Genomic DNA, 18,015 nt, shown 5'->3' on the forward strand with positions numbered 1-18,015 from the left:
CAACGCTCATGGCCGCTTGTCCCCCCTTACCCAGGCATAGACATAAAAGTCCTCGCCGCCCCGGCCATAGGCTCTCAGCCGCCCTTCCCGTGTTGCGCCCAGCGCCTCGATCCAGCCATGGGCAATGTCATGATTTTCCAGCGTAATCACCTGCAGCCGCCGGCAATCCCGTTCCACAATCTGCCGGATATCCAGCAAGTGCCGTGTGATCGCCGGCACACATCGGCGGAATCGGTCCGTGCCGAAGGCCCAGGCCTGCCAGTGGTCCGGATCGAAGGCGGATGCCCGGCTGAAGCCATAGGCCGCCGCCGGCTGGCCGTCGTACCAGAGCGACCACACCATGCCCGGCACCGCCGTCTGCAACGCGCAGGCCGCCAGCGCGCGCGTGTCCCATTCCTTCCACAGACAGGCGATCTCGCGCAGGTCCTGATCGCGCATGTTGGCAGCGATGAAGCTGGCGTCCCGCAGGCAAAGGTCGCGGATCAGAAACCGTCCAGCGGGTCGCCCAGTGGCGCCATCCGGCTTTCGACCCCGGTTATCAGAACCTTCTTCAGCTCCGCTTTCTGTTTCCATCCCAATGCCTCGACAATCGCATCCGCCTCGTCCGGGGAAGAGCCCAGCCGTTCCTTGATCTCTTCCTTGCTCTCAATCAGGATTTTCCCGTTTCGCATCTTCCAGCGATGCGCGGTCAACTGCGCCTTCACCGTCGCCGAACGCCGGATTGCCAGCCCGAGCCCGCTCTTGGGGTGCAAGGCCTCGCGCAAGCGCCAGTAAAGTTCGGCGCGCAAGTTGTAGAACGGGATCCTGCTGTCCTTCGCGCTCTCGCCCGACTGGGCGGAGAAGACGCATTTTTCCGCCGGAATGTTGTTTTCCCGCTTCAGGAAGCCAACCGTGTCCCCGCCCCAGCCGCCCGTGCAGTCCACCACGATCATCGCATTGTCGCGCCGCTCGCGGATGATCAGCGAGCCGACATCCGCACCATCCTTCGTGTCGGTGCCCTTGCGCACGATGTTGGTTTCAAAGCGCCGGCCATGCAGCGGCTGCAGCACCGTCCGGTCCTTGCCGCCCTGGGCAACGTCCACCGCCAGCACCGTCATCGGTTCGTCCCGATCGATGCCCTGGTCGTATCGCTCGAAGGCAAGGTCCACCCAGTCGGACGGGATAACCTGCCACTCGTGGTCCTGTCGGGCCGCCAGAAAGTCTCCGGTCTTCAGCGCCGTGCGCATCGGCTCCGGCATCTGGTCGAGCTGGGCATCGTAGTCCGTTCCCAGAAAGCGGTTGTCCTGCCGCCGGGCCGGAATGAAGGTCCGGCTTTTTGGTGTGCGGACTTCGCCTTCAATCTCCACCGGCTCCGGCCCGTCCACCCACACCGTGCGAATGGCATCGCCGTCGTCAATGAAAACCGCCCACAGGATCTCGCCCGGCTGCACCTTGCCGTAGAGCGGATGCAGCGGATCGAGCCAGGGCGCGAACCAGTCGCTCAGGTAGTCCCCCTGCCCGCCCAGCGGCGGATTGGTAGCGATCAAACCACGGCAACGCTGGCCCCGTCGCGTCGTGCGCAACCAACCGAGCACGAAGATGATCTTGCGCGGGTCCATCTGCGCGCCCTCGTCGAAGGCCTTCAGGTCATGGTCGCGCCCCTGCCAGTCCTCTTCCGCCCCCGGCATCCCCAGGTGGCCGAATTCGATCAGCCGCTCGTCGGGCCCAGTCCACCTTGGCGGATTGCCGGAAATCTTGCCCATGCCCGCCTGGCGCATCAGTGCGTTCATGCGTTCGCTCAAGCCCTTCAGGGACTTGAGCGACTGACGGAAAATCGCTGCCTTGTGGTGGGCAAACAGCGCAAGCCCGGCAATCAGGTCTGTCTTGCCGCCGCCCGCCGCGCCGCCGTAAAGCGTCAGATCGGCTTTTGAGAAATAGCCTTCCGTTTGAGGTCCGGGTTGAGGCCGCCAGACGGAAAACTGGTCCAGCACCCCCGCCTCATCCAGTTGTTTCTGCAAGGCAACCCGCTCGTCCGCGGGCATCTGGTCGATGTGGTCAATCAGCGTTTCGAGGGCCGTCGCCATCCTTTGGCATATCCTTTCCGGTCAGCAATGCCATCACGCCCAGAGCGATTTCCTCCGAGCTGCGCGGTTTCAATGTCTCGAGTGTCTGGCTGTCTTCCGGCCCGCTCCAGACCGGCCATGCTTCCGGCTCCGTCCGGTCCCGCCAGCCGGCACGGTTCTTCATGACAAAGGTCCAGGCACTGGCGTTGAATTTCGCCAGCTCTCCCCTTGCGCCGTCCTTGCCGATCCGCTCCCACTCCAGAAGGCCGCGTCGGGCGGCTTCTTCCAGCCTTGCGGGCGGAAAGTCCTCGGGAAACTGTTCGGCGTAATAGCGGATCGTCCGGCGGTCGGCGTCCGGGAAACTGTCGATCGAATATCCGGCGGCAATATGCGCGCAAAACTCCGCGCACACCTTCCGGCGCGCTCTGGCTGTCGGCCACTTCAGCGCGCTGCCGCCCCCTTCTGGCAAAGTCATGGGTCGCACTTTCCTGCAAGTCGTCTGGAGGTCAGTTCAAAACACGGTCCGCAGCTTCCCCATCGCCGGTCCTTGGCCCCGGCGCTCGAAGCACCAGATGCAAAAGCCTGCGCCTTGCTGAAATTGTCTTTGGTTTCGGGAAGAAGCGTAAAACCGGTACCTGGCCTCTTGGGCACACTGATCCACGGTAAAATAAGGAAGCCCCTTTTTGCCCGGTTTTGTCGAAGCTGTCCACGTCGCCCCAATGTCTGAAGCCACTGTTTAGACCGCATTTTTCTAAAGCACTCTTGCAAACAGGAACTTGGTGACTGCCTCCGTTGTGCGCATCGGATCATTTTTTTTCGGCTCTTGTCGCCCCACCCGCAACTGCCTTCACTCGCTTGTCTTTTCGATTGCTCTGGCACCATTTTTGTCTCGCTGCCCCCTCAACCTGCTTTCAATCACTCCCGATTTTTCAGTGCACCGCTTGACTCGTGTCTCAAAATCTAATTAGTTCGGTAACAGAACGAACTAATGGAGCGTAGCCTTGGCAGACCCCTCGAACATCTCCAGACGCATGTCCTTGAGTGCCATCGTCCAGGCGATTGCCAGCTACAGCCCGATCTCCCGGGCGAGCGTCTCCAAGATCACCGGTCTGTCGAAACAGACGGTTTCGGAAATCGTCGGCAATCTGGAAGAAGAAGGCTGGGTGCGCACGGTTGGCCAGACCGAAGGCCATATCGGCCGCCGTGCCGTGGTTTATGAAATCGTGCCGGATGCGGCATCCGTTGCCAGCGTCGATCTCGGCGGCACCAAGATCCGTGTTGCCATCTGCAACCTCACCGGCGCCGTCGTCTCGGAGCTGGTGGAGCCGACCGACAGGCAGGGCGGCATCGCCGTCGTCGATCAGGTCGCGGACCTCATCCGCCGGGCAGCGACCGAAGCCAGCCCCTCGCTCAAGCTGCCTCGTGTCGCCGTCATTGGCGTTCCGGGCGCTCCGGACCCGGCTACCGGCCACATCCGCATGGCCCCAAACATCCCCGGCATCGGCGACATCGACGCCCCCGGTCTTTGGCGGGAGATCCTCGGCATCGAGGTCTTTATCGAAAACGACGTCAACCTTGCTGCCCTGGGTGAACACTGGCTCACCAAACGCGGCGACAAGGACGACCTGATCTACGTCTCCATCGGCACCGGTATCGGTGCGGGCATCGTCATCGGCGGCCAGCTCCACCGGGGCATGAACGGCGCTGCCGGTGAAATCGGCTACCTGCCCTTCGGCGCTGATCCGTTCGAACCGGAAAGCCTGGAAGTCGGTGCCCTGGAACGTGTCGCCGCCACCCACGCCATCACCGATCTCTATAAAAGCAAGACCGGCAAGACGCTGGACGTGCCGGACATCTTCGACGCCGCAAACACAGGCGACACTGCCGCCACTGAAACACTGGAAGAGATCGCCCGCCAGGTTGCCCGCGTCATGGCAGCGCTGGCAGCGGTCATGGACCCGTCCTGCATCGTCATCGGCGGTTCCATCGGCACGCGGGACGAGCTCTTCGTCAATGTCCGCAAATTCATTTCCAGATGCTTTCCGCGCCCGGTGCTGATCGAGAAGTCGACGCTCGGCAATCACGCAGCCCTTGCCGGCGGTGCCTCCGTCGCCCTCTCCCGTCTGCACCTGTCGCTGTTCACCGAAGGCCTCAAGGGCGTTGAAATCGCCGTTCCGCCGCCGTCCATCGAAACCTTCAAGAAGGGAGCGGCCTGATGGTTTCCTCAAACCTGCATGAAAAGCTGCTGACCACGCAGGACCGGGACGCCGATATCGACCTGCTTCGCGGCGCCCTGTCGATTGACAGCGTCACCGGCAACGAAACCGGCTTTGCCACCTTCCTGAAATCGCAAATGGAAACGCTCGGTCTTGAAACCGGCTCCGGCGAATTCCTGCCCGGCCGCCTCAACGTCTGGGGCCAGCACCAGCCGGTCCCCGGTGACGATACCCCCCACCTCCTCTTCGTCGGCCACACCGACACCGTGCATGTGCGCGGCTGGCAGGAAGCCTGGCAGGGCAAGCCACAGGAAAGCCCGTTCGGCGGCGCTTTGATAGACGGTGAGATCTGGGGCCGCGGCGCCTGCGATCTCAAGGGCGGCATCTGCGCCGCACTTGGCGGCCTCCGGCTCTTGCAGAAGGCGGGCTACCGTCCCGCCGGCGGCCTCTCCTTCGCTTTCATCGGCGATGAGGAAAGCGGCGAACCGGGCACCGGCGTCAGCGCCGGCGCTCACGATCTTGTCAAAAGGGTCAAGGACGGCACCATCGCAAAGCCGGATTTCGCGGTCTATGTCGAACCGACCAGGCTGGATGTCTATACGGCCCAGATCGGCTTCTTCATTGCCGACATCACCATAACCGGCAAATCCGCCTATTTCGGCACGCCGGAGCTGGGCGTCGATGCCCTGAAGGCAACCCACGCAATTCTGGGCAACCTCTGGCAACATGAGGCGGAACTGGCAGCAGGACCGAAGCACGATCTGGTCGGCGCTTCCTCCATCCTCGTCACGCATATCAATGGCGGCGGCTATATTGCCGTTCCGGGCGAGTGCAAGCTCTCCCTGATCCGCAAGCTCCGCCCCGGCGAGAACCTGGATGAGGCGGTCGCCGCCTTTGAAGCGGTCGTCCGGTCGGCGCCGGTCGCCGACGGCATCGGCATCGGGATTGCGTACCCCGCCGGCCGTGATCACCGCTTCGGCGGCTCGCCCGTCGAGATCTCCCGCGAAACCCCCGCCGCCCTGCAGCTGTCCCGCTGCGTCGAGGTTGCCACGAATGGCCAGAACCTTTCCGGCGGTGCCATCGGCGGTGCGCCTTACTGGTCGGAATCTCCCTTTCTTGTCAACGAGATCGGTTGTCCCGCGGTCTACTGCGCACCTGGGGACATCAGCGTCGCACACACATTCGAAGAGCGCATCGAGGTGGAAAGCTATCTGGCAGCCGTCAGGGCTTTCGCGCTGTTCGTGGCCGACTATTGCGGCCTGGAAGAAGAAGCAGACTGAACCAAACATAACAGAGGGTTAGAAATGAAACTGCTAGTCAAACATCTGGCGACATCCGCCCTTCTCGGGCTGATGTCCGTCTCCGCCATGGCCCAGACGGTCGGTCCCAAGGGCGAAGCGGCAACGCTTTCCGCCGAGGTGACGGTTCCCGACGATGCCGTCGCCGCCATCAAGGACGCAAAGTACAAGGCCGCCCTGCTCTGGCACGACCAGTCCGATTTCGTGAACGCGGTCTCAGCCGGTGCAACGGACGAGTTCAAGCGCCTGGGCATCGAGGTTGTCGCAACCACCAGCGCCGGCTTTGACGCCGCCAAGCAGCGCAGCGACGTTGAAACGGCCATGGCCAAGGAACCCAACATCATCCTGTCGCTACCGCTTGACCCGGTCACATCCGCCGCCGCCTTCAAGGAAGCCCGCGATGCCGGTGTTTCCCTGGTTTTCCTGTCCAACCTGCCCGCCGATTATGAGCACCCGCGCGATTATGCGGCCATCGTGACCGACGATCTCTACCAGATGGGCAAACAGGCTGCCGACGCGCTCGCCAGCGCCATGGGCGGCAAGGGCACCGTCGGCTGGATTTTCCACGACGCCGACTATTACGTGACCAACCAGCGTGACAACGCCTTCAAGTCGACCATCGAAAACGACTATCCGGACATCAAGATCGTTGCGGAACAAGGTATCAGCGACCCGGCTCGCGCCGAGGAAATCGCCAACGCCATGCTGCTCAAGAACCCGGATCTCGGCGGCATCTATGTGACCTGGGCCGGCCCGGCCGAAGGTGTGCTCGCAGCCCTGCGTGCCAACGGCAACAAGGACACCAAGATCGTCACGCTCGATCTGTCCGAGCCGGTAGCTCTCGACATGGTCCGCGGCGGCAACGTCGCAGCCATTGTTGCGGACGAAGCCTATGAACTCGGCCGCGCCATGGCAGCTGCCGCAGCCCTGCGCCTCGTCGACAAGGACGTTCCGCCCTTCATCGCGGCACCGGCCATCACCGTGACTGCAGACAACGTTGCCGAGGGCTGGAAGAAGTCCCTCAACATCGACCCGCCGGCAAGCGTTACCTCCGCGAATTGACCCGGCATTCCGGCAGGCTGCCCCATCACAGCCTGCCGGCCAACAGGTCCTCACAACAATTCTAAAAACCCGCACGGACCTCCGAGAAGCAACACCGTCTTTCCGACGGTTAATACCGAACCTTACGGAGAAGTCGCATGTTCAAGTTACAGACACTCCTGGCGTCGACACTGCTGGTCGGCATGACCGCCTTGGCCTCGGCTGCTGACCGCCCGCAAACGGTTGGCCCGAAGGGCGAAGCCCCGACCCCGGTCGCAACGCTCGAGCTGACCGATGCCGAAGTCGCGAAAGTGGCCGAAGGCAACTACACGGCCGCCTTTGCCTGGCACGAGCTCTATGACTGGTCCAACGCGGTCGCACGCGGCGCCAAGGACGAGTTCGAACGGCTCGGCATCAAGGTCGTTGCCGAGACCGACGCCGGCTTTGACTCTGCCCGCCAGAAGTCCGACGTCGAGACGATCATGGCCAACCAGCCGTCGATCATCGTATCCCTGCCGATCGACCCGACCACAGCACAGACCGTTTACGGCATCGCCCGCGATGCCGGCGTGAAGCTTGTCTTCGTCGACAACGCCGTCGACGGCTTCACCCATGGCAAGGACTATGTCACCGTCGTCTCCGCCGACCTGGTTCAGATCGGCGAAAAGGCTGCCCGGGCACTCGCTGCGTCCATGGGCGAGACGGGTACGGTCGGCTACATGTTCCACGATGCGGATTTCCCGGTCACCAACCAGCGTGACCAGGCGTTCAAGTGGACCATCGAAAACGAGTTTCCGAACATGGAAATCGCCATCGAGTCCGGCATGACCGATCCCGCAAACGCCGAAGACATCGCCCGGGCGATGTTGTCGCGGAACCCGGATCTCGGCGGCATCTATACGCCGTGGGCGGAACCAGCCCTTGGTGTCCTCTCGGTTCTGCGCCAGCAGGGCAACGACACCACCAGGGTGGTCACCATCGACCTCAACGAGCCGGTTGCCCTCGACATGCTGAAGGGTGGCAACACCGCGGCAATCATCGCGGACGAAGCCTACAGCATCGGCGTCTACGCGGCCCGATCCGCTGCGGCCAGCCTTCTCGGCAAGTCCGTCGATCCGTTCCTGGTGGTCGACGCCATCACGGTTGGCACGGATAATGTCACCGAAGGCTGGAACAAGTCCATGAAGATGGATCCGCCCGAAAGCGTTGCCGAAGCAGCCAAGTAAATCCCTTTCCGTGCAGGCCGCGCCTTGCGGCCTGCCGTCACCTACCTCTTCGAACTTGAGGCAATCCATGACCCAGGCGGTTTCGAGACTAAGACAACTCGATTACAAGCAAGGCGTGATCTATTTCGGGTTTCTCGGAATCTTTCTTTTCTTTGCTCTCACCCTTCACGACGTCGGCTTCCTGTCGCCCCGCAACCTGACCAACATCGTTCTGCAGACCGCACCGGCAACGATCATGGCCATCGGTCTGGTCTTCGCGCTGTCCGCCGGGGAAATCGACCTCAGCTTCGGCTCAGTCGTTGCCGTCTCGGCGCTCGCCGCAGCGCTTGCCCTGCAAAGCTACCCGCTGGTCGTCGGCGTCATCGCCGGCATCGGCGCCGGTGCCTTGATCGGCGCCATGAACGGCGTCCTTGTCGCCTATCTGCGCCTGCCGTCCTTCCTGGTGACGCTGGCCACCATGGGCCTCTTCGCCGGCATCGCCCGCTCCATGACGGACCTGCGCTCGATCCCGGTGCTGAATGACACCTTCGCAGGCATCTTCGGCTCCGGCAGCCTGTTCTCCATCCCCTCGCTGGTCATCTGGACCATCGCAGCCGTCGTCATCGGCCATATCGTCTATCGCAACACCCGCTTTGGCGCACATGTGGTGGCAACGGGCGACAATCCCCGCGCCGCCCAGGTTTCCGGCATCAAGGTTCCGCGCATCCGCCTCAGCGTGCTGACGCTGTGCGGCGCCATGGCAGGGCTTGCCGGCCTGCTCTACGCCGGCCGCCTTCAGGCTGCCAAATACACGCTCGGCGAAAGCGACCTGATGACGGTCATCGCAGCCGTCATCGTCGGGGGCACCGCCCTCAACGGCGGCAAGGGCTCCGTCATTGGCGCCCTGCTCGGCTCTTTGCTCATGGGCATGCTCAACAACGGACTGATCCTGATGGGGCTCGATGTCTCCGACCAGATGATCGTCCGCGGTCTCATCATTCTCGTCGCAGTCGCCGTCTCCCTGCGCGACACCAGCCGGTAACCTGGAGGACCACGATGTTTCTCGACGTTCTCATGCGCCGCAATCCGGCCTTCATCGAAGCGGCCATGGCACTGCATCAGGCCGGCAAGATCCCTGCCAATGCCTATGTTCTCGATCTGGACGCGGTCGAACGCAACGCTCGACTATTCAAGGGAGAGGCCGACAAGCACGACCTGAAAACCTTCGCCATGACCAAACAGGTCGGACGCCATTCCGGTTTCTGCCAGGCGGTCATGCGCGGCGGCATCGAAAGATCCGTTGCGGTCGACATGGCCTGTGCCCTTGCCTGCGACCGTGCCGGCCTCAAGACCGGCCATCTCGGCCACCTGGTCCAGGTTCCGAAGCGCGAAGCCGCGTTTGCCGCCGCCAAGCTGCAACCGGATTACTGGACGGTCTTCTCGGCTGAGAAAGCACAGGAAGCTGCCGCTGCCGCCGAGGCCGCCGGCAGGACACAGAACCTGCTCGCCCGGATCCAGACCGAAGGCGACACCTTCTATCGCGGCCACGAAGGCGGCTTCGACGCGGAAGACATCGTCTCCGTAGCAGCCGAACTCGATGCCCTGGAAGGTGGAGCCTTTGCCGGCATCACGACTTTCCCCGCACTGCTTTTCGATCTGGAAACGCGTAAGGTCAAACCAACGCCGAACCTGTCGACCCTCGCCCGCGCCGCCGAAGCACTGGCAGCTACAGGTCGCGGCCGTATCGAGATCAACGCTCCTGGCACCACGTCCTCCGCAGTGCTCGGCGCCCTTGCAGAAGCCGGTGCCACCCAGTGCGAACCGGGCAACGGTCTCCACGGCACGACACCTCTTCATGCTGTGGAAGACCTGCCGGAAGATCCGGCCGTGCTCTATCTCTCGGAAGTCTCCCACCACCACGGTGGCAAGGCCTACTGCTTCGGTGGTGGCCTCTACATCGATCCGGTCTTCCCGAAGTACCCGGTCAAGGCCCTCGTCTCCTCGGAGCCGACTTCCCGCCAGTCTGATCTGCTTGAGGTCGAAATACCCGACTATTCCGCCATCGACTATTACGCGATGATCGACGCCACCTCGCCCAAACCCGTGCGCGCCGGTGACACGGTGGTCTTCGGCTTCCGCGGTCAGGCCTTCGTCACACGGGCGCTTGTCGTCGGCATTTCCGGCGTCAGCGCTGGCACGCCTGCCGTCACCACAATCGAAAATGGCTTCGGAGATGCCGTCTCCTGGCCGGGAGCGTTCCAGCAATGACCGCCGACAATCCCGTTCTGTCCCTGAAGAACATCCACAAGGCGTTCGGTGGCGTGGTCGCCATCGAGAACTTCTCACTCGACCTTCACGCGGGAGAGATCGTTGCTCTTGTCGGCGACAACGGCGCCGGCAAGTCAACGCTGGTCAAGATCATCTCCGGCGTCCATAAGCCAACCTCGGGTGACATCCTGCTGGACGGCACGCCGGCATCTTTCTCCGACGCCAGCTCGGCCCGCAGTCTCGGCATCGAGGTCGTCTACCAGGACCTTGCCCTTGCCGACCAGCAGCCGGTCTACATGAACATGTTCCTCGGCCGCGAACTGACCAAGCCGCCGTTCGGGCTGCTCGACAAGAAGCGCATGCGCCGGGAATGCCAGGAGCTGGTCGACGAACTCGATGTCCGCATCCCCTCCGCCGGCTCTGTCATTCGAGACCTCAGTGGCGGCCAGCGGCAGGGCATTGCCATCGCGCGAGCCACACACTGGGCCAGCAAGCTGGTTCTGCTGGACGAACCGACGGCTGCCCTCGGCGTCGCGGAAACGGCCAAGGTCGAACAGCTGGTCGCATCGCTGAAGGAAAAGAACCTCGCCATCCTGATCATCAGCCACAGTCTGGATCAGGTCTTCCGCCTCTCCGACCGCATCTGCGTCCTGCGCCGTGGTCAGCAGATCGGCGTTCGCAAGACCAGCGAGACAGACAAGAACGAAATCGTCTCCATGATCACCGGCGTTTCCGGCCAGGCAGCCTGAACCTTCAACCAGAACAGACCAGCCTCCGGCAACTGCCGGAGGCTGGTCTGTTCACATCAGAACGGAATGGTGACGTTAAGCGTTGCACCATACGAGCGGAAGTCGGACGTCCCGATCCCGTCGTAAAAGCCCTCCCCGGAAATCTGGATGTTACGGCCAGGCACCAGCAGACCCGCGCCAGCTTCCACACGTGCCCGCAGATCTTCATCGGAAGAGGCAAGCGTCGCATCTGTCGGGGTATCGTCCTGCAACTTGTTGAAGTCGTAGATCCCGGAGAGCGACAGGAACGGCGAGAACAGCAGCTCGTTCAACTGCAGGTCCCAGGAGACCTTTGGTCCGAACTCGAGCCGCCCCAGATCGAAATCCTGCGACGGGATCAGCCGCCCCAATGTGTCCGTGTAGCTTTCCTGTTCTTCGTAGTAATAGGTGATCCGGGCAAATGGACTGACCCTGGTCGTTTCACTGAGCTTGAAGTCACCAGTCAAACCGCCCTGCAACAGAAACCGCTGCGTTCTGAAATCATCTTCGAAAAGCCCAAGCGCGTTCACGGTGTTGTAGGACTGGCCATACGTCGCCAGACCATCCAGATAGAAATTCTGATGAACCCGGAGAACAGCATAAGGGCCAGCCATCCAGCCGACGCCGTCGGCGGAGGTATCGGCGGCACCGTTTCTTTCCTCGGTCAGGTCGAGCTGCCCCAACAAGCCCAGGACGGCCCGGTCCTTGTAGCGATAGTCGACCCCGGCAAAAAACAGCCCGGTTTTGCTGTTGCTGCTGTTGTTGTCGGTAATTGCATACGTTCCCTGGGCCCAGAAGTCCCATCCCGACTGCCACTCGGCACTGCCCTCGCCGCCTGAAGGCGCATCTCCGTTGGTGCCGCTCAGGATCGCGAGGGTATCATCCTGCATCACCTGCGGACCGACGGCCGTGTAACTCATCGTGCCGGAGGACGTGAAATTGTCGAAGACCGCGTACCGTTCCGGCTCGGCATTCGCCGCGCGAACGCCGCTCCCGGCTCCTGCCATTGCCGCATTGTTTCCAGTGCCACCACCTTGTTGAAGAGAATTGGCAAAGGCGCGCAGGGAGAACTGGAAGTTTCCGGACTGCGAGGTAGGCGTAACGTCGAAATTGAACCCGTTGCGCCCACGCTGCCGCCCAAAGGGGCCGCTGGTCAGGCGCGAGACGATATCAGGCTGTCCGGACACGATTGCATTGGCCCGGCTTGTCACGAAGGAGGCAATCACTTCCTTCGTTTTCTGGATATCGGCCGATGCGTCCCGGTCATTGGTGAGAGAGAAGCTGACACTGCTCAGCCCCGTGGCACTCGCCGTCACCGAATATGGCGTGAGAGCACCACCGCCGTTATAGGACGAGGCAACCGCGTTTGCGGTCATGACGGAACTGGTCGCCGTTCCGTCCGCAGCCGTGGTCACCGTTTCCGTGTTGGTTCCCGTGCTCGCAAATGTCAGTGACGCACCACCAGCCGGCGCAGTGAAGGTTACGCTGACACCTGCAGCAGCGTTGTTGTTGACGTCTGTCGCTCTCGCGACGAGAACTGCCTCGAACCGGGTTCCGACTTCGGAACTTTGCCCGGATCCCGACACGACCGACAGCGCCGCCGCCGCCCCGCTTGCCGTCCCGCTCACCGATACGTTGAAGGGGTTTTCGTCCGCATCGTCATTGGCGAAGTTGAAGTCGAACCCGAACGCGCCAGGCGCTGTTGGCGTATAGGCCACAGCCAGCGTCGCCGTTCCACCACCGCTGCTTACGGTGTTGGAACTCAATGTGAAGCTGTTGACTGTGACGTTGCTTGTGCCGGTAACATTCGCACCAACCGTTGGAGTTGTGAGGTTGAGCACGGCCGACCCGGTGTTCGTGATCGTGTAGGTGATGGTTGACGTTGTTCCCGGCATGACAATTCCGGGAACGGTGTCTGTCCCCCCGTCCGATACAGCATTGCCTGTCGACGATGAAACCTCGATTTCCGGACTGCCAATCGCAGTACCGCTCACCAGAATGTCATACGTGGGTTCGTCGGCGTCATCGCTGAGAATATCGAGTTCGAACGAAAAATTGCCAATTGCAGTAGGCGTGTAGAGAACAGTGAAGGTGGTCGATGCACCACCCGCGAGCGTTGTGAGCCCCGGCGCAGAAATTGAATCGACCGAAACATTGCCTGCCGAGGCACTGGTTGGCGTTCCGGTCAGGGTGAGCGTCGCGGTACCCGTGTTTTCGATCGTGTAGACCAGTGTTTGCTGGTCTCCCACGTTTACTGTTCCCTGAGCATCCGTTCCGTTATCCGCAATAGAGTTTCCTGCAGGACGCTGCACGTCGATTTCGGGAGTAGCAACCGTCAGAGTGCTTGAAGACGTTCCGGAGTTTCCAAGGCTGGAGGTCAGGTCTCCAGTTGTGTTCGCGAAGGAACCATCTGTGGAGCCGGTAACGTCCGCGCTCATGGAACAGCTGCCCCCGGCCGCAACGGTGCCTCCGGTGTAGGAAATCACACCAGAACCAGTCGTCGCCGTTATCGTTCCCCCGGTACAGGTCGTTGAGGCGTTTGCAGGCGAGGCAACTGACAATCCTGCGGGGAGATTGTCGGTGAAATCCAGCGAGGTCGCGGCGACCGCGTTGGCGGAGTTGTTGATGACGAAGGAAACCGTCGAGGTTCCACCTGACAGAATGGTCGCTGGAGCAAAGGACTGCGTGAAACTCGGCGTGGACGTTCCCGTGCCCTGTACCCTGAATGTGTAGGTTCCCTCGTCGGCATCGTTGGAGTCAATCGTGATCGTCGACGTTTGGGTTCCAAGAGCATTGGGATCAAAAGTGACCGTGAACGTCACCGACCCCAGGGCGGCGATCGAACCGCTCGTCGTGCCCGACACCGCAAATTGCGTATTGTCCGAGGATGTCACGCTCGTCAGCGTCAGCGTGTCCGTACCCGTGTTCTGGATCGTGAAGACATTCGCATTGGTTCCGCTGGACACTGAAACACTACCGAAGTCGGTGTCGTCCGCAGCCGACGGCGTCGTATCACCACTGGCGATAGTAGTGCCGTTCCCCTGGACGTTGATCTCCGGTGCCACACCCGTGCCCTGTACCCTGAATGTGTATGTTCCTTCGTCGGGATCGTTAGATTCAATCGTGATTGTCGACGTCTGCGTTCCCAGCGCATTGGGATCAAAAGTGACCGTGAAGGTCACAGACCCCAAGGCGGCGATCGAGCCGCTGGTCGTGCCGGATAATGCGAATTGCGTGTTGTCGGAAGATGTCACGCTCGTCAGCGTCAGCGCATCTGTTCCGGTGTTCTGGATCGTGAACGTATTTGCGTTGGATCCGCTTGCAACCGAAACGTTGCCGAAGTCGGTATCATCCGCTGCGGACGGCGTCGTATCGCCACTGACGATACTTGTCCCGTTTCCCTGGACGTTGATCTCCGGTGCGATACCAGTCCCTTGTACCGTGAACGTGTACGTCCCTTCATCGATGTCATCGGAAACGATGGTGATCGTCGCAGTCTGGTTCCCACCGGCGTTGGGATCAAAAGTGACGGTAAAGGTCGAAGACCCCAAAGATGCGATCGAACCGCTTGTCGTACCGGAAATGGCGAACTGCGTGTTGTCCGACGACGTTACACTTGTAAGCGTAAGCGTGTCGGTTCCTGTGTTCTCGATGGTGAACGTATTCGCCACAGATCCGCTCGAAACCGCAACACTCCCGAAGTCGGTATCATCCGCCGCACTCGGAGACGTATCCCCGCTGGCAATACTGACACCGTTTCCCTGGACGTCGATCTCGGGTGCAATGCCTGTTCCTTGAACCCTAAATGTATAGGGATTCTCGTCCGCGTCGCTCGAGACGATCGTAATCGTTGACGTTTGCAAGCCCGTCGCGGACGGATCGAAGGTGACCGTGAAGGTTACAGATCCCAAAGACGGTATCGAACCGGCCGTTGTCCCCGACACAGCGAATTGTGCATTATCAGAGGACGTCACACTGGTCAGTGAGAGCGTTCCATTACCCGTGTTCTGGATTGTGAAGGTATTTGGATTTGTACCGCTCGAAACAGAGACGCTGCCGAATTCGGTATCATCTGCCGCCGAAGGGGTCATATCCCCACTGGCAATGCTTACCCCATTGCCCTGAACGTTGATTTCAGGAGAGGCAACCGTCAGCGTGGCAGATGACGTCCCGGAATTTCCCAGCGATGATGTGAGATCACCTGTGGTGTTGACGTAACTTCCGTCACTTGCAGACGTCACATCGGCACTGACGGTACAAGTCGCACCCGCCGCAGCGGTTCCGCCAGTGTAACTGATTACACCCGATCCGCTGGTCGCCGTGAGTGTGCCACCGGTACACGTCGTGGCAGCGTTCGACGGAGAGGCAACGGTCACTCCCGAAGGCAAGTTGTCGGTGAAATCGAGAGATGTCGCGTCCACACCGTTCGCAGAGTTGTTGATCGTGAATGTGACGGTCGAGGTGCCGTTTGCCACGATCGTACTGGGGGCGAATGCCTGGGTGAATGTTGGAGGCGTCGTCGGTGGAGTAACTTCGCCGCTGGAACCGGCATCAAGATAGGTGAAATTAATGCCTGTAGCACCGTAGGATCCGGTGATTGTGCATGTCGTGGTACAATCGATCGTCTGAATACCAGGCGACGTTACGTTGATGGTATCCGTTCCATTGGTAACGGAATACGAGAGTACATTCCCCGGGTCGTTTGGACCATTGTTGATATCGAAATTGGTGAGACTGCTTCCAGAACCCTGATCCTGGATCAATATCCAGTCGTCGTCCGCCGTCGTAGGTCCGATGCCACTTTCCCGCGTGCATTCATCCAGCGTGAGGTTCAACACGAGAGGATCGAGCGGGACAGAATTGCTTGGACAGTCTGTGTAGGCCGCCTTCGCGTCGTCAGGCAGGGCTCCCAGAAAAAGCATCAGAAACGCCAGCTGTACAAAGCGCAACAAGACGCCTGCGCGCGCGGCTTTGCTGAGCCTGGCTCCCCATACGTCACAAATCATCAAATCACCACAGAGCGAACCACGGTCGCTGCACCCCAAAAAGAAAGAGCCAAGGCTCGAAGGCCCGGTTTTTGTTAGCTGCCAAACACAACTATAACGTGATTTTTATCAAAACAATCTTTGGTTTAAATTCTACTACGCTCAAACTTAAATAGAATTCAAGCGCAAATCCGATCACATTTTTGACTGACCACATCTGCGTCAGGAAAAAGGATTCAATTCTGACAAATTCTAACCATGGTTGAAAGATTTGGTCAGAATTGGCCTTCATCCTCTTTAAGGCGAATAATTCCCTTAAAAATTGCAGAATTTGGCGATCTTTAACACTATTTCCAGTAACGAACACTCAACAATTCAGGAACTGATTTCAAAATTTTATAATTGCATTTTGAAATACATGTGTGTGAAGGTTGCAATGTAATTTGAGTCCAATTTCTCTTTCATGCAACCTGTGATTCGCAAGAGCAGGAAATCCAGACAACATCTGCAAGACCGAAACTTCCTTCGGAAGCAACGGGAGGAAACATGTCAGAACCATTTCTCGCCGAAATACGGATTGTCGGCTTCAATTTCGCGCCACGCGGCTGGGCTTTTACCGACGGACAGATTTTGCCGATCAATCAGAACCAGTCGCTCTATTCGCTGCTGGGCACGACCTATGGCGGAGATGGGCGGACGACATTCGCCCTGCCCGACCTGCGCAGCCGGACGCCGATCCACGAGGGCGCCGGATATCAGCTCGGCCAGAAGGGGGGAGCGGAAACTGTCACACTCACGGCAGCTGAAATCCCGGAACATTCCCACCCGGTGAAAGCGGTCTCCACCGCAGGAAACAGCAGAACGCCCAACATGGCCCTGTTTGGATCCGAAATCGCACCGGACAAGGCCTATCGGCCTTACGAAGTCGGCACGATGACGCAGATGAGATCAGGGACCGTGACCAACGCAGGTGGCGGGCAGGCGCACAACAACATGCAGCCCTACCTGACGCTCAATTTCTGCATCGCCCTTCAAGGCCTGTTTCCGTCCCGCAACTAATCTCCGAAAGGACATAGAATGTCTGAACCTTTCGTCGGTGAAATCCGCATGTTTGCGGGCAATTTCGCACCGCGCGGCTGGGCCTACTGCGACGGTCAGCTGCTGGCAGTTTCCCAAAACGATGCCCTGTTTTCACTCCTTGGAACCATTTACGGCGGAGATGGCCGAACCACATTCGGTCTGCCGGACATGCGCGGACGAATTCCGCTGCACGCGGGCACCGGCCCCGGCCTCAGTCCGCGGCGGCTCGGCTCCAAAAGCGGGTCGGAAAACGAAACGCTCACGGTTAACCAACTTGCCAGTCACTCGCACGGCTTCAATGCCAACACCGGCCTGGCCGACCAGACGTCGCCGGCGATGCATGTTCCGGCAGCCGGTGCAGGCGTGAGTTTCTACGCCGATGCCAGTCAGGACATTTCCATGGCGCAAGACATGATTTCAAACTCTGGCGGCTCCCGGTCGCACACCAACCTGATGCCGACAATATGCGTGCATTTCATCATCGCGCTCTACGGCGTTTACCCCAGCAGGCATTAGGAGGCGAACCATGTCGGAACCCTTTATCGCTGAAATCCGAATTTTCGCAGGCAATTTCGCCCCTCGAAGCTGGGCCTTTTGTGACGGCCAGCTCCTTCCCATCTCCCAGAACACGGCGCTGTTCTCGCTTATTGGAACGACCTACGGCGGCGATGGACGCAGCACCATGGGTCTGCCGGATCTGCAGGGACGTGCCCCAATGCATCCAGGCAGAGGCCCTGGCCTCACATCCCGCAGACTGGGGGAAAAGGTTGGTGTTACGACCGTCACCCTGACGGAAGCGCAGATCCCCTCACATTCTCATACGGCACGAGCAACCAGTGGCAGCGGCGGCGTTCCCGGCCCCTCGTCATCGACGTCCTTTTCCAGCTCCGGCCTGGATTCGCTTTACCACACGGACACTCAGACGAACCAGGTCGACATGGCCATGGAAACGCTGTCCGCCACCGGCGGTAGCCAGTCACACGACAATGTTCAGCCGTATCTGACGCTGAACTTCATTATTGCGCTCCAGGGGCTTTACCCCTCCCGCGGCTAACCAATGCAGGACGTTGCCGGACAGGCCAGGCCGCCGGCTTCAGATCAGCAAGAGGAAAC

The 18,015-nt window shown here is 60.4% G+C and carries 14 protein-coding genes; 10 read left to right on the top strand and 4 right to left on the bottom strand.

Annotation, left to right across the window (positions count from 1 at the left end):
- Window positions 1–6: 6 nt before the first annotated feature.
- From J7447_RS12215 to J7447_RS12225, 3 genes are read right to left on the bottom strand one after another with little or no spacing between them, the layout of a single operon-like run.
- Window positions 7–573 carry a hypothetical protein gene (locus tag J7447_RS12215; protein ID WP_209169722.1) on the bottom strand — a complete coding sequence of 189 codons (567 nt, stop codon included), beginning with the start codon at window positions 571–573 and terminating at the stop codon, window positions 7–9.
- Window positions 483–2,063, bottom strand: a complete 1,581-nt coding sequence (locus J7447_RS12220) for a hypothetical protein (protein WP_209169723.1) — start codon at window positions 2,061–2,063, stop codon at window positions 483–485. The genes J7447_RS12215 and J7447_RS12220 overlap by 91 nt, the downstream gene beginning before the upstream one ends.
- On the bottom strand, window positions 2,035–2,517 hold the full coding sequence (locus tag J7447_RS12225; protein ID WP_209169724.1) for a hypothetical protein: 483 nt from the start codon (window positions 2,515–2,517) through the stop codon (window positions 2,035–2,037). The genes J7447_RS12220 and J7447_RS12225 overlap by 29 nt, the downstream gene beginning before the upstream one ends.
- Window positions 2,518–3,043: 526 nt before the next feature.
- Here J7447_RS12225 and J7447_RS12230 point away from each other — a divergent pair.
- From J7447_RS12230 to J7447_RS12260, 7 genes are all read left to right on the top strand, one after another.
- Entirely contained in the window at window positions 3,044–4,258 is a 1,215-nt protein-coding gene (locus J7447_RS12230) for an ROK family transcriptional regulator (RefSeq protein WP_286189125.1), read from the top strand.
- Entirely contained in the window at window positions 4,258–5,538 is a 1,281-nt protein-coding gene (locus tag J7447_RS12235; protein WP_209169725.1) for a M20/M25/M40 family metallo-hydrolase, read from the top strand. Before J7447_RS12230 ends, J7447_RS12235 begins: the two co-directional genes overlap by 1 nt.
- 24 nt (window positions 5,539–5,562) lie before the next feature.
- Window positions 5,563–6,618 (top strand): substrate-binding domain-containing protein, encoded by a 1,056-nt coding sequence (locus J7447_RS12240; RefSeq protein ID WP_077292318.1) that lies wholly within the window; start codon window positions 5,563–5,565, stop codon window positions 6,616–6,618.
- 137 nt (window positions 6,619–6,755) lie between these two features.
- Window positions 6,756–7,823: a substrate-binding domain-containing protein gene (locus tag J7447_RS12245; RefSeq protein ID WP_055655587.1), complete on the top strand. Its 1,068-nt coding sequence runs from the start codon at window positions 6,756–6,758 to the stop codon at window positions 7,821–7,823.
- 67 nt (window positions 7,824–7,890) lie between these two features.
- Window positions 7,891–8,844, top strand: a complete 954-nt coding sequence (locus J7447_RS12250) for an ABC transporter permease (RefSeq protein WP_031269094.1) — start codon at window positions 7,891–7,893, stop codon at window positions 8,842–8,844.
- A 14-nt stretch (window positions 8,845–8,858) separates the two neighbouring features.
- Window positions 8,859–10,070, top strand: a complete 1,212-nt coding sequence (locus J7447_RS12255) for an alanine racemase (protein WP_209169726.1) — start codon at window positions 8,859–8,861, stop codon at window positions 10,068–10,070.
- Window positions 10,067–10,819: an ATP-binding cassette domain-containing protein gene (locus J7447_RS12260; RefSeq protein WP_023000409.1), complete on the top strand. Its 753-nt coding sequence runs from the start codon at window positions 10,067–10,069 to the stop codon at window positions 10,817–10,819. Before J7447_RS12255 ends, J7447_RS12260 begins: the two co-directional genes overlap by 4 nt.
- A 56-nt stretch (window positions 10,820–10,875) precedes the next feature.
- Here the strand turns inward: J7447_RS12260 and J7447_RS12265 are convergent, their stop codons facing one another.
- Window positions 10,876–15,759 (bottom strand): choice-of-anchor D domain-containing protein, encoded by a 4,884-nt coding sequence (locus tag J7447_RS12265; protein WP_209169727.1) that lies wholly within the window; start codon window positions 15,757–15,759, stop codon window positions 10,876–10,878.
- Window positions 15,760–16,368: 609 nt separating this feature from the next.
- On the opposite strand from J7447_RS12265, the gene J7447_RS12270 reads away from it, so the two are divergent.
- The 3 genes from J7447_RS12270 to J7447_RS12280 are packed head-to-tail and all read left to right on the top strand — an operon-like array spanning window position 16,369 to window position 17,956.
- Complete coding sequence (locus J7447_RS12270; protein WP_023000407.1) at window positions 16,369–16,881, top strand: tail fiber protein; 513 nt, start codon at window positions 16,369–16,371, stop codon at window positions 16,879–16,881.
- Between the two features lie 18 nt (window positions 16,882–16,899).
- The gene (locus tag J7447_RS12275; protein WP_023000406.1) at window positions 16,900–17,418 is read left to right on the top strand and encodes a tail fiber protein; all 519 of its coding nucleotides are present in this window, start codon (window positions 16,900–16,902) and stop codon (window positions 17,416–17,418) included.
- Window positions 17,419–17,428: 10 nt separating this feature from the next.
- Complete coding sequence (locus tag J7447_RS12280) at window positions 17,429–17,956, top strand: tail fiber protein (protein ID WP_023000405.1); 528 nt, start codon at window positions 17,429–17,431, stop codon at window positions 17,954–17,956.
- The last annotated feature ends 59 nt before the right edge of the window (window positions 17,957–18,015 follow it).

The organism is Labrenzia sp. R5_0 (genome assembly GCF_017743835.1).
Classification (GTDB): domain Bacteria; phylum Pseudomonadota; class Alphaproteobacteria; order Rhizobiales; family Stappiaceae; genus Roseibium; species Roseibium algicola.

Excerpts from the sequence above, each read along its gene's own strand:
- J7447_RS12280 (WP_023000405.1), top strand. The coding sequence starts at position 17,429 with ATGTCGGAACCCTTTATCGCTGAAATCCGAATTTTCGCAGGCAATTTC.
- J7447_RS12265 (WP_209169727.1), bottom strand. The coding sequence starts at position 15,759 with ATGCTTTTTCTGGGAGCCCTGCCTGACGACGCGAAGGCGGCCTACACA.
- J7447_RS12250 (WP_031269094.1), top strand. The coding sequence starts at position 7,891 with ATGACCCAGGCGGTTTCGAGACTAAGACAACTCGATTACAAGCAAGGC.
- J7447_RS12215 (WP_209169722.1), bottom strand. The coding sequence starts at position 573 with ATGGAAACAGAAAGCGGAGCTGAAGAAGGTTCTGATAACCGGGGTCGA.
- J7447_RS12235 (WP_209169725.1), top strand. The coding sequence starts at position 4,258 with ATGGTTTCCTCAAACCTGCATGAAAAGCTGCTGACCACGCAGGACCGG.
- J7447_RS12255 (WP_209169726.1), top strand. The coding sequence starts at position 8,859 with ATGTTTCTCGACGTTCTCATGCGCCGCAATCCGGCCTTCATCGAAGCG.
- J7447_RS12275 (WP_023000406.1), top strand. The coding sequence starts at position 16,900 with ATGTCTGAACCTTTCGTCGGTGAAATCCGCATGTTTGCGGGCAATTTC.
- J7447_RS12260 (WP_023000409.1), top strand. The coding sequence starts at position 10,067 with ATGACCGCCGACAATCCCGTTCTGTCCCTGAAGAACATCCACAAGGCG.
- J7447_RS12240 (WP_077292318.1), top strand. The coding sequence starts at position 5,563 with ATGAAACTGCTAGTCAAACATCTGGCGACATCCGCCCTTCTCGGGCTG.
- J7447_RS12225 (WP_209169724.1), bottom strand. The coding sequence starts at position 2,517 with ATGACTTTGCCAGAAGGGGGCGGCAGCGCGCTGAAGTGGCCGACAGCC.
- J7447_RS12220 (WP_209169723.1), bottom strand. The coding sequence starts at position 2,063 with ATGGCGACGGCCCTCGAAACGCTGATTGACCACATCGACCAGATGCCC.
- J7447_RS12245 (WP_055655587.1), top strand. The coding sequence starts at position 6,756 with ATGTTCAAGTTACAGACACTCCTGGCGTCGACACTGCTGGTCGGCATG.
- J7447_RS12270 (WP_023000407.1), top strand. The coding sequence starts at position 16,369 with ATGTCAGAACCATTTCTCGCCGAAATACGGATTGTCGGCTTCAATTTC.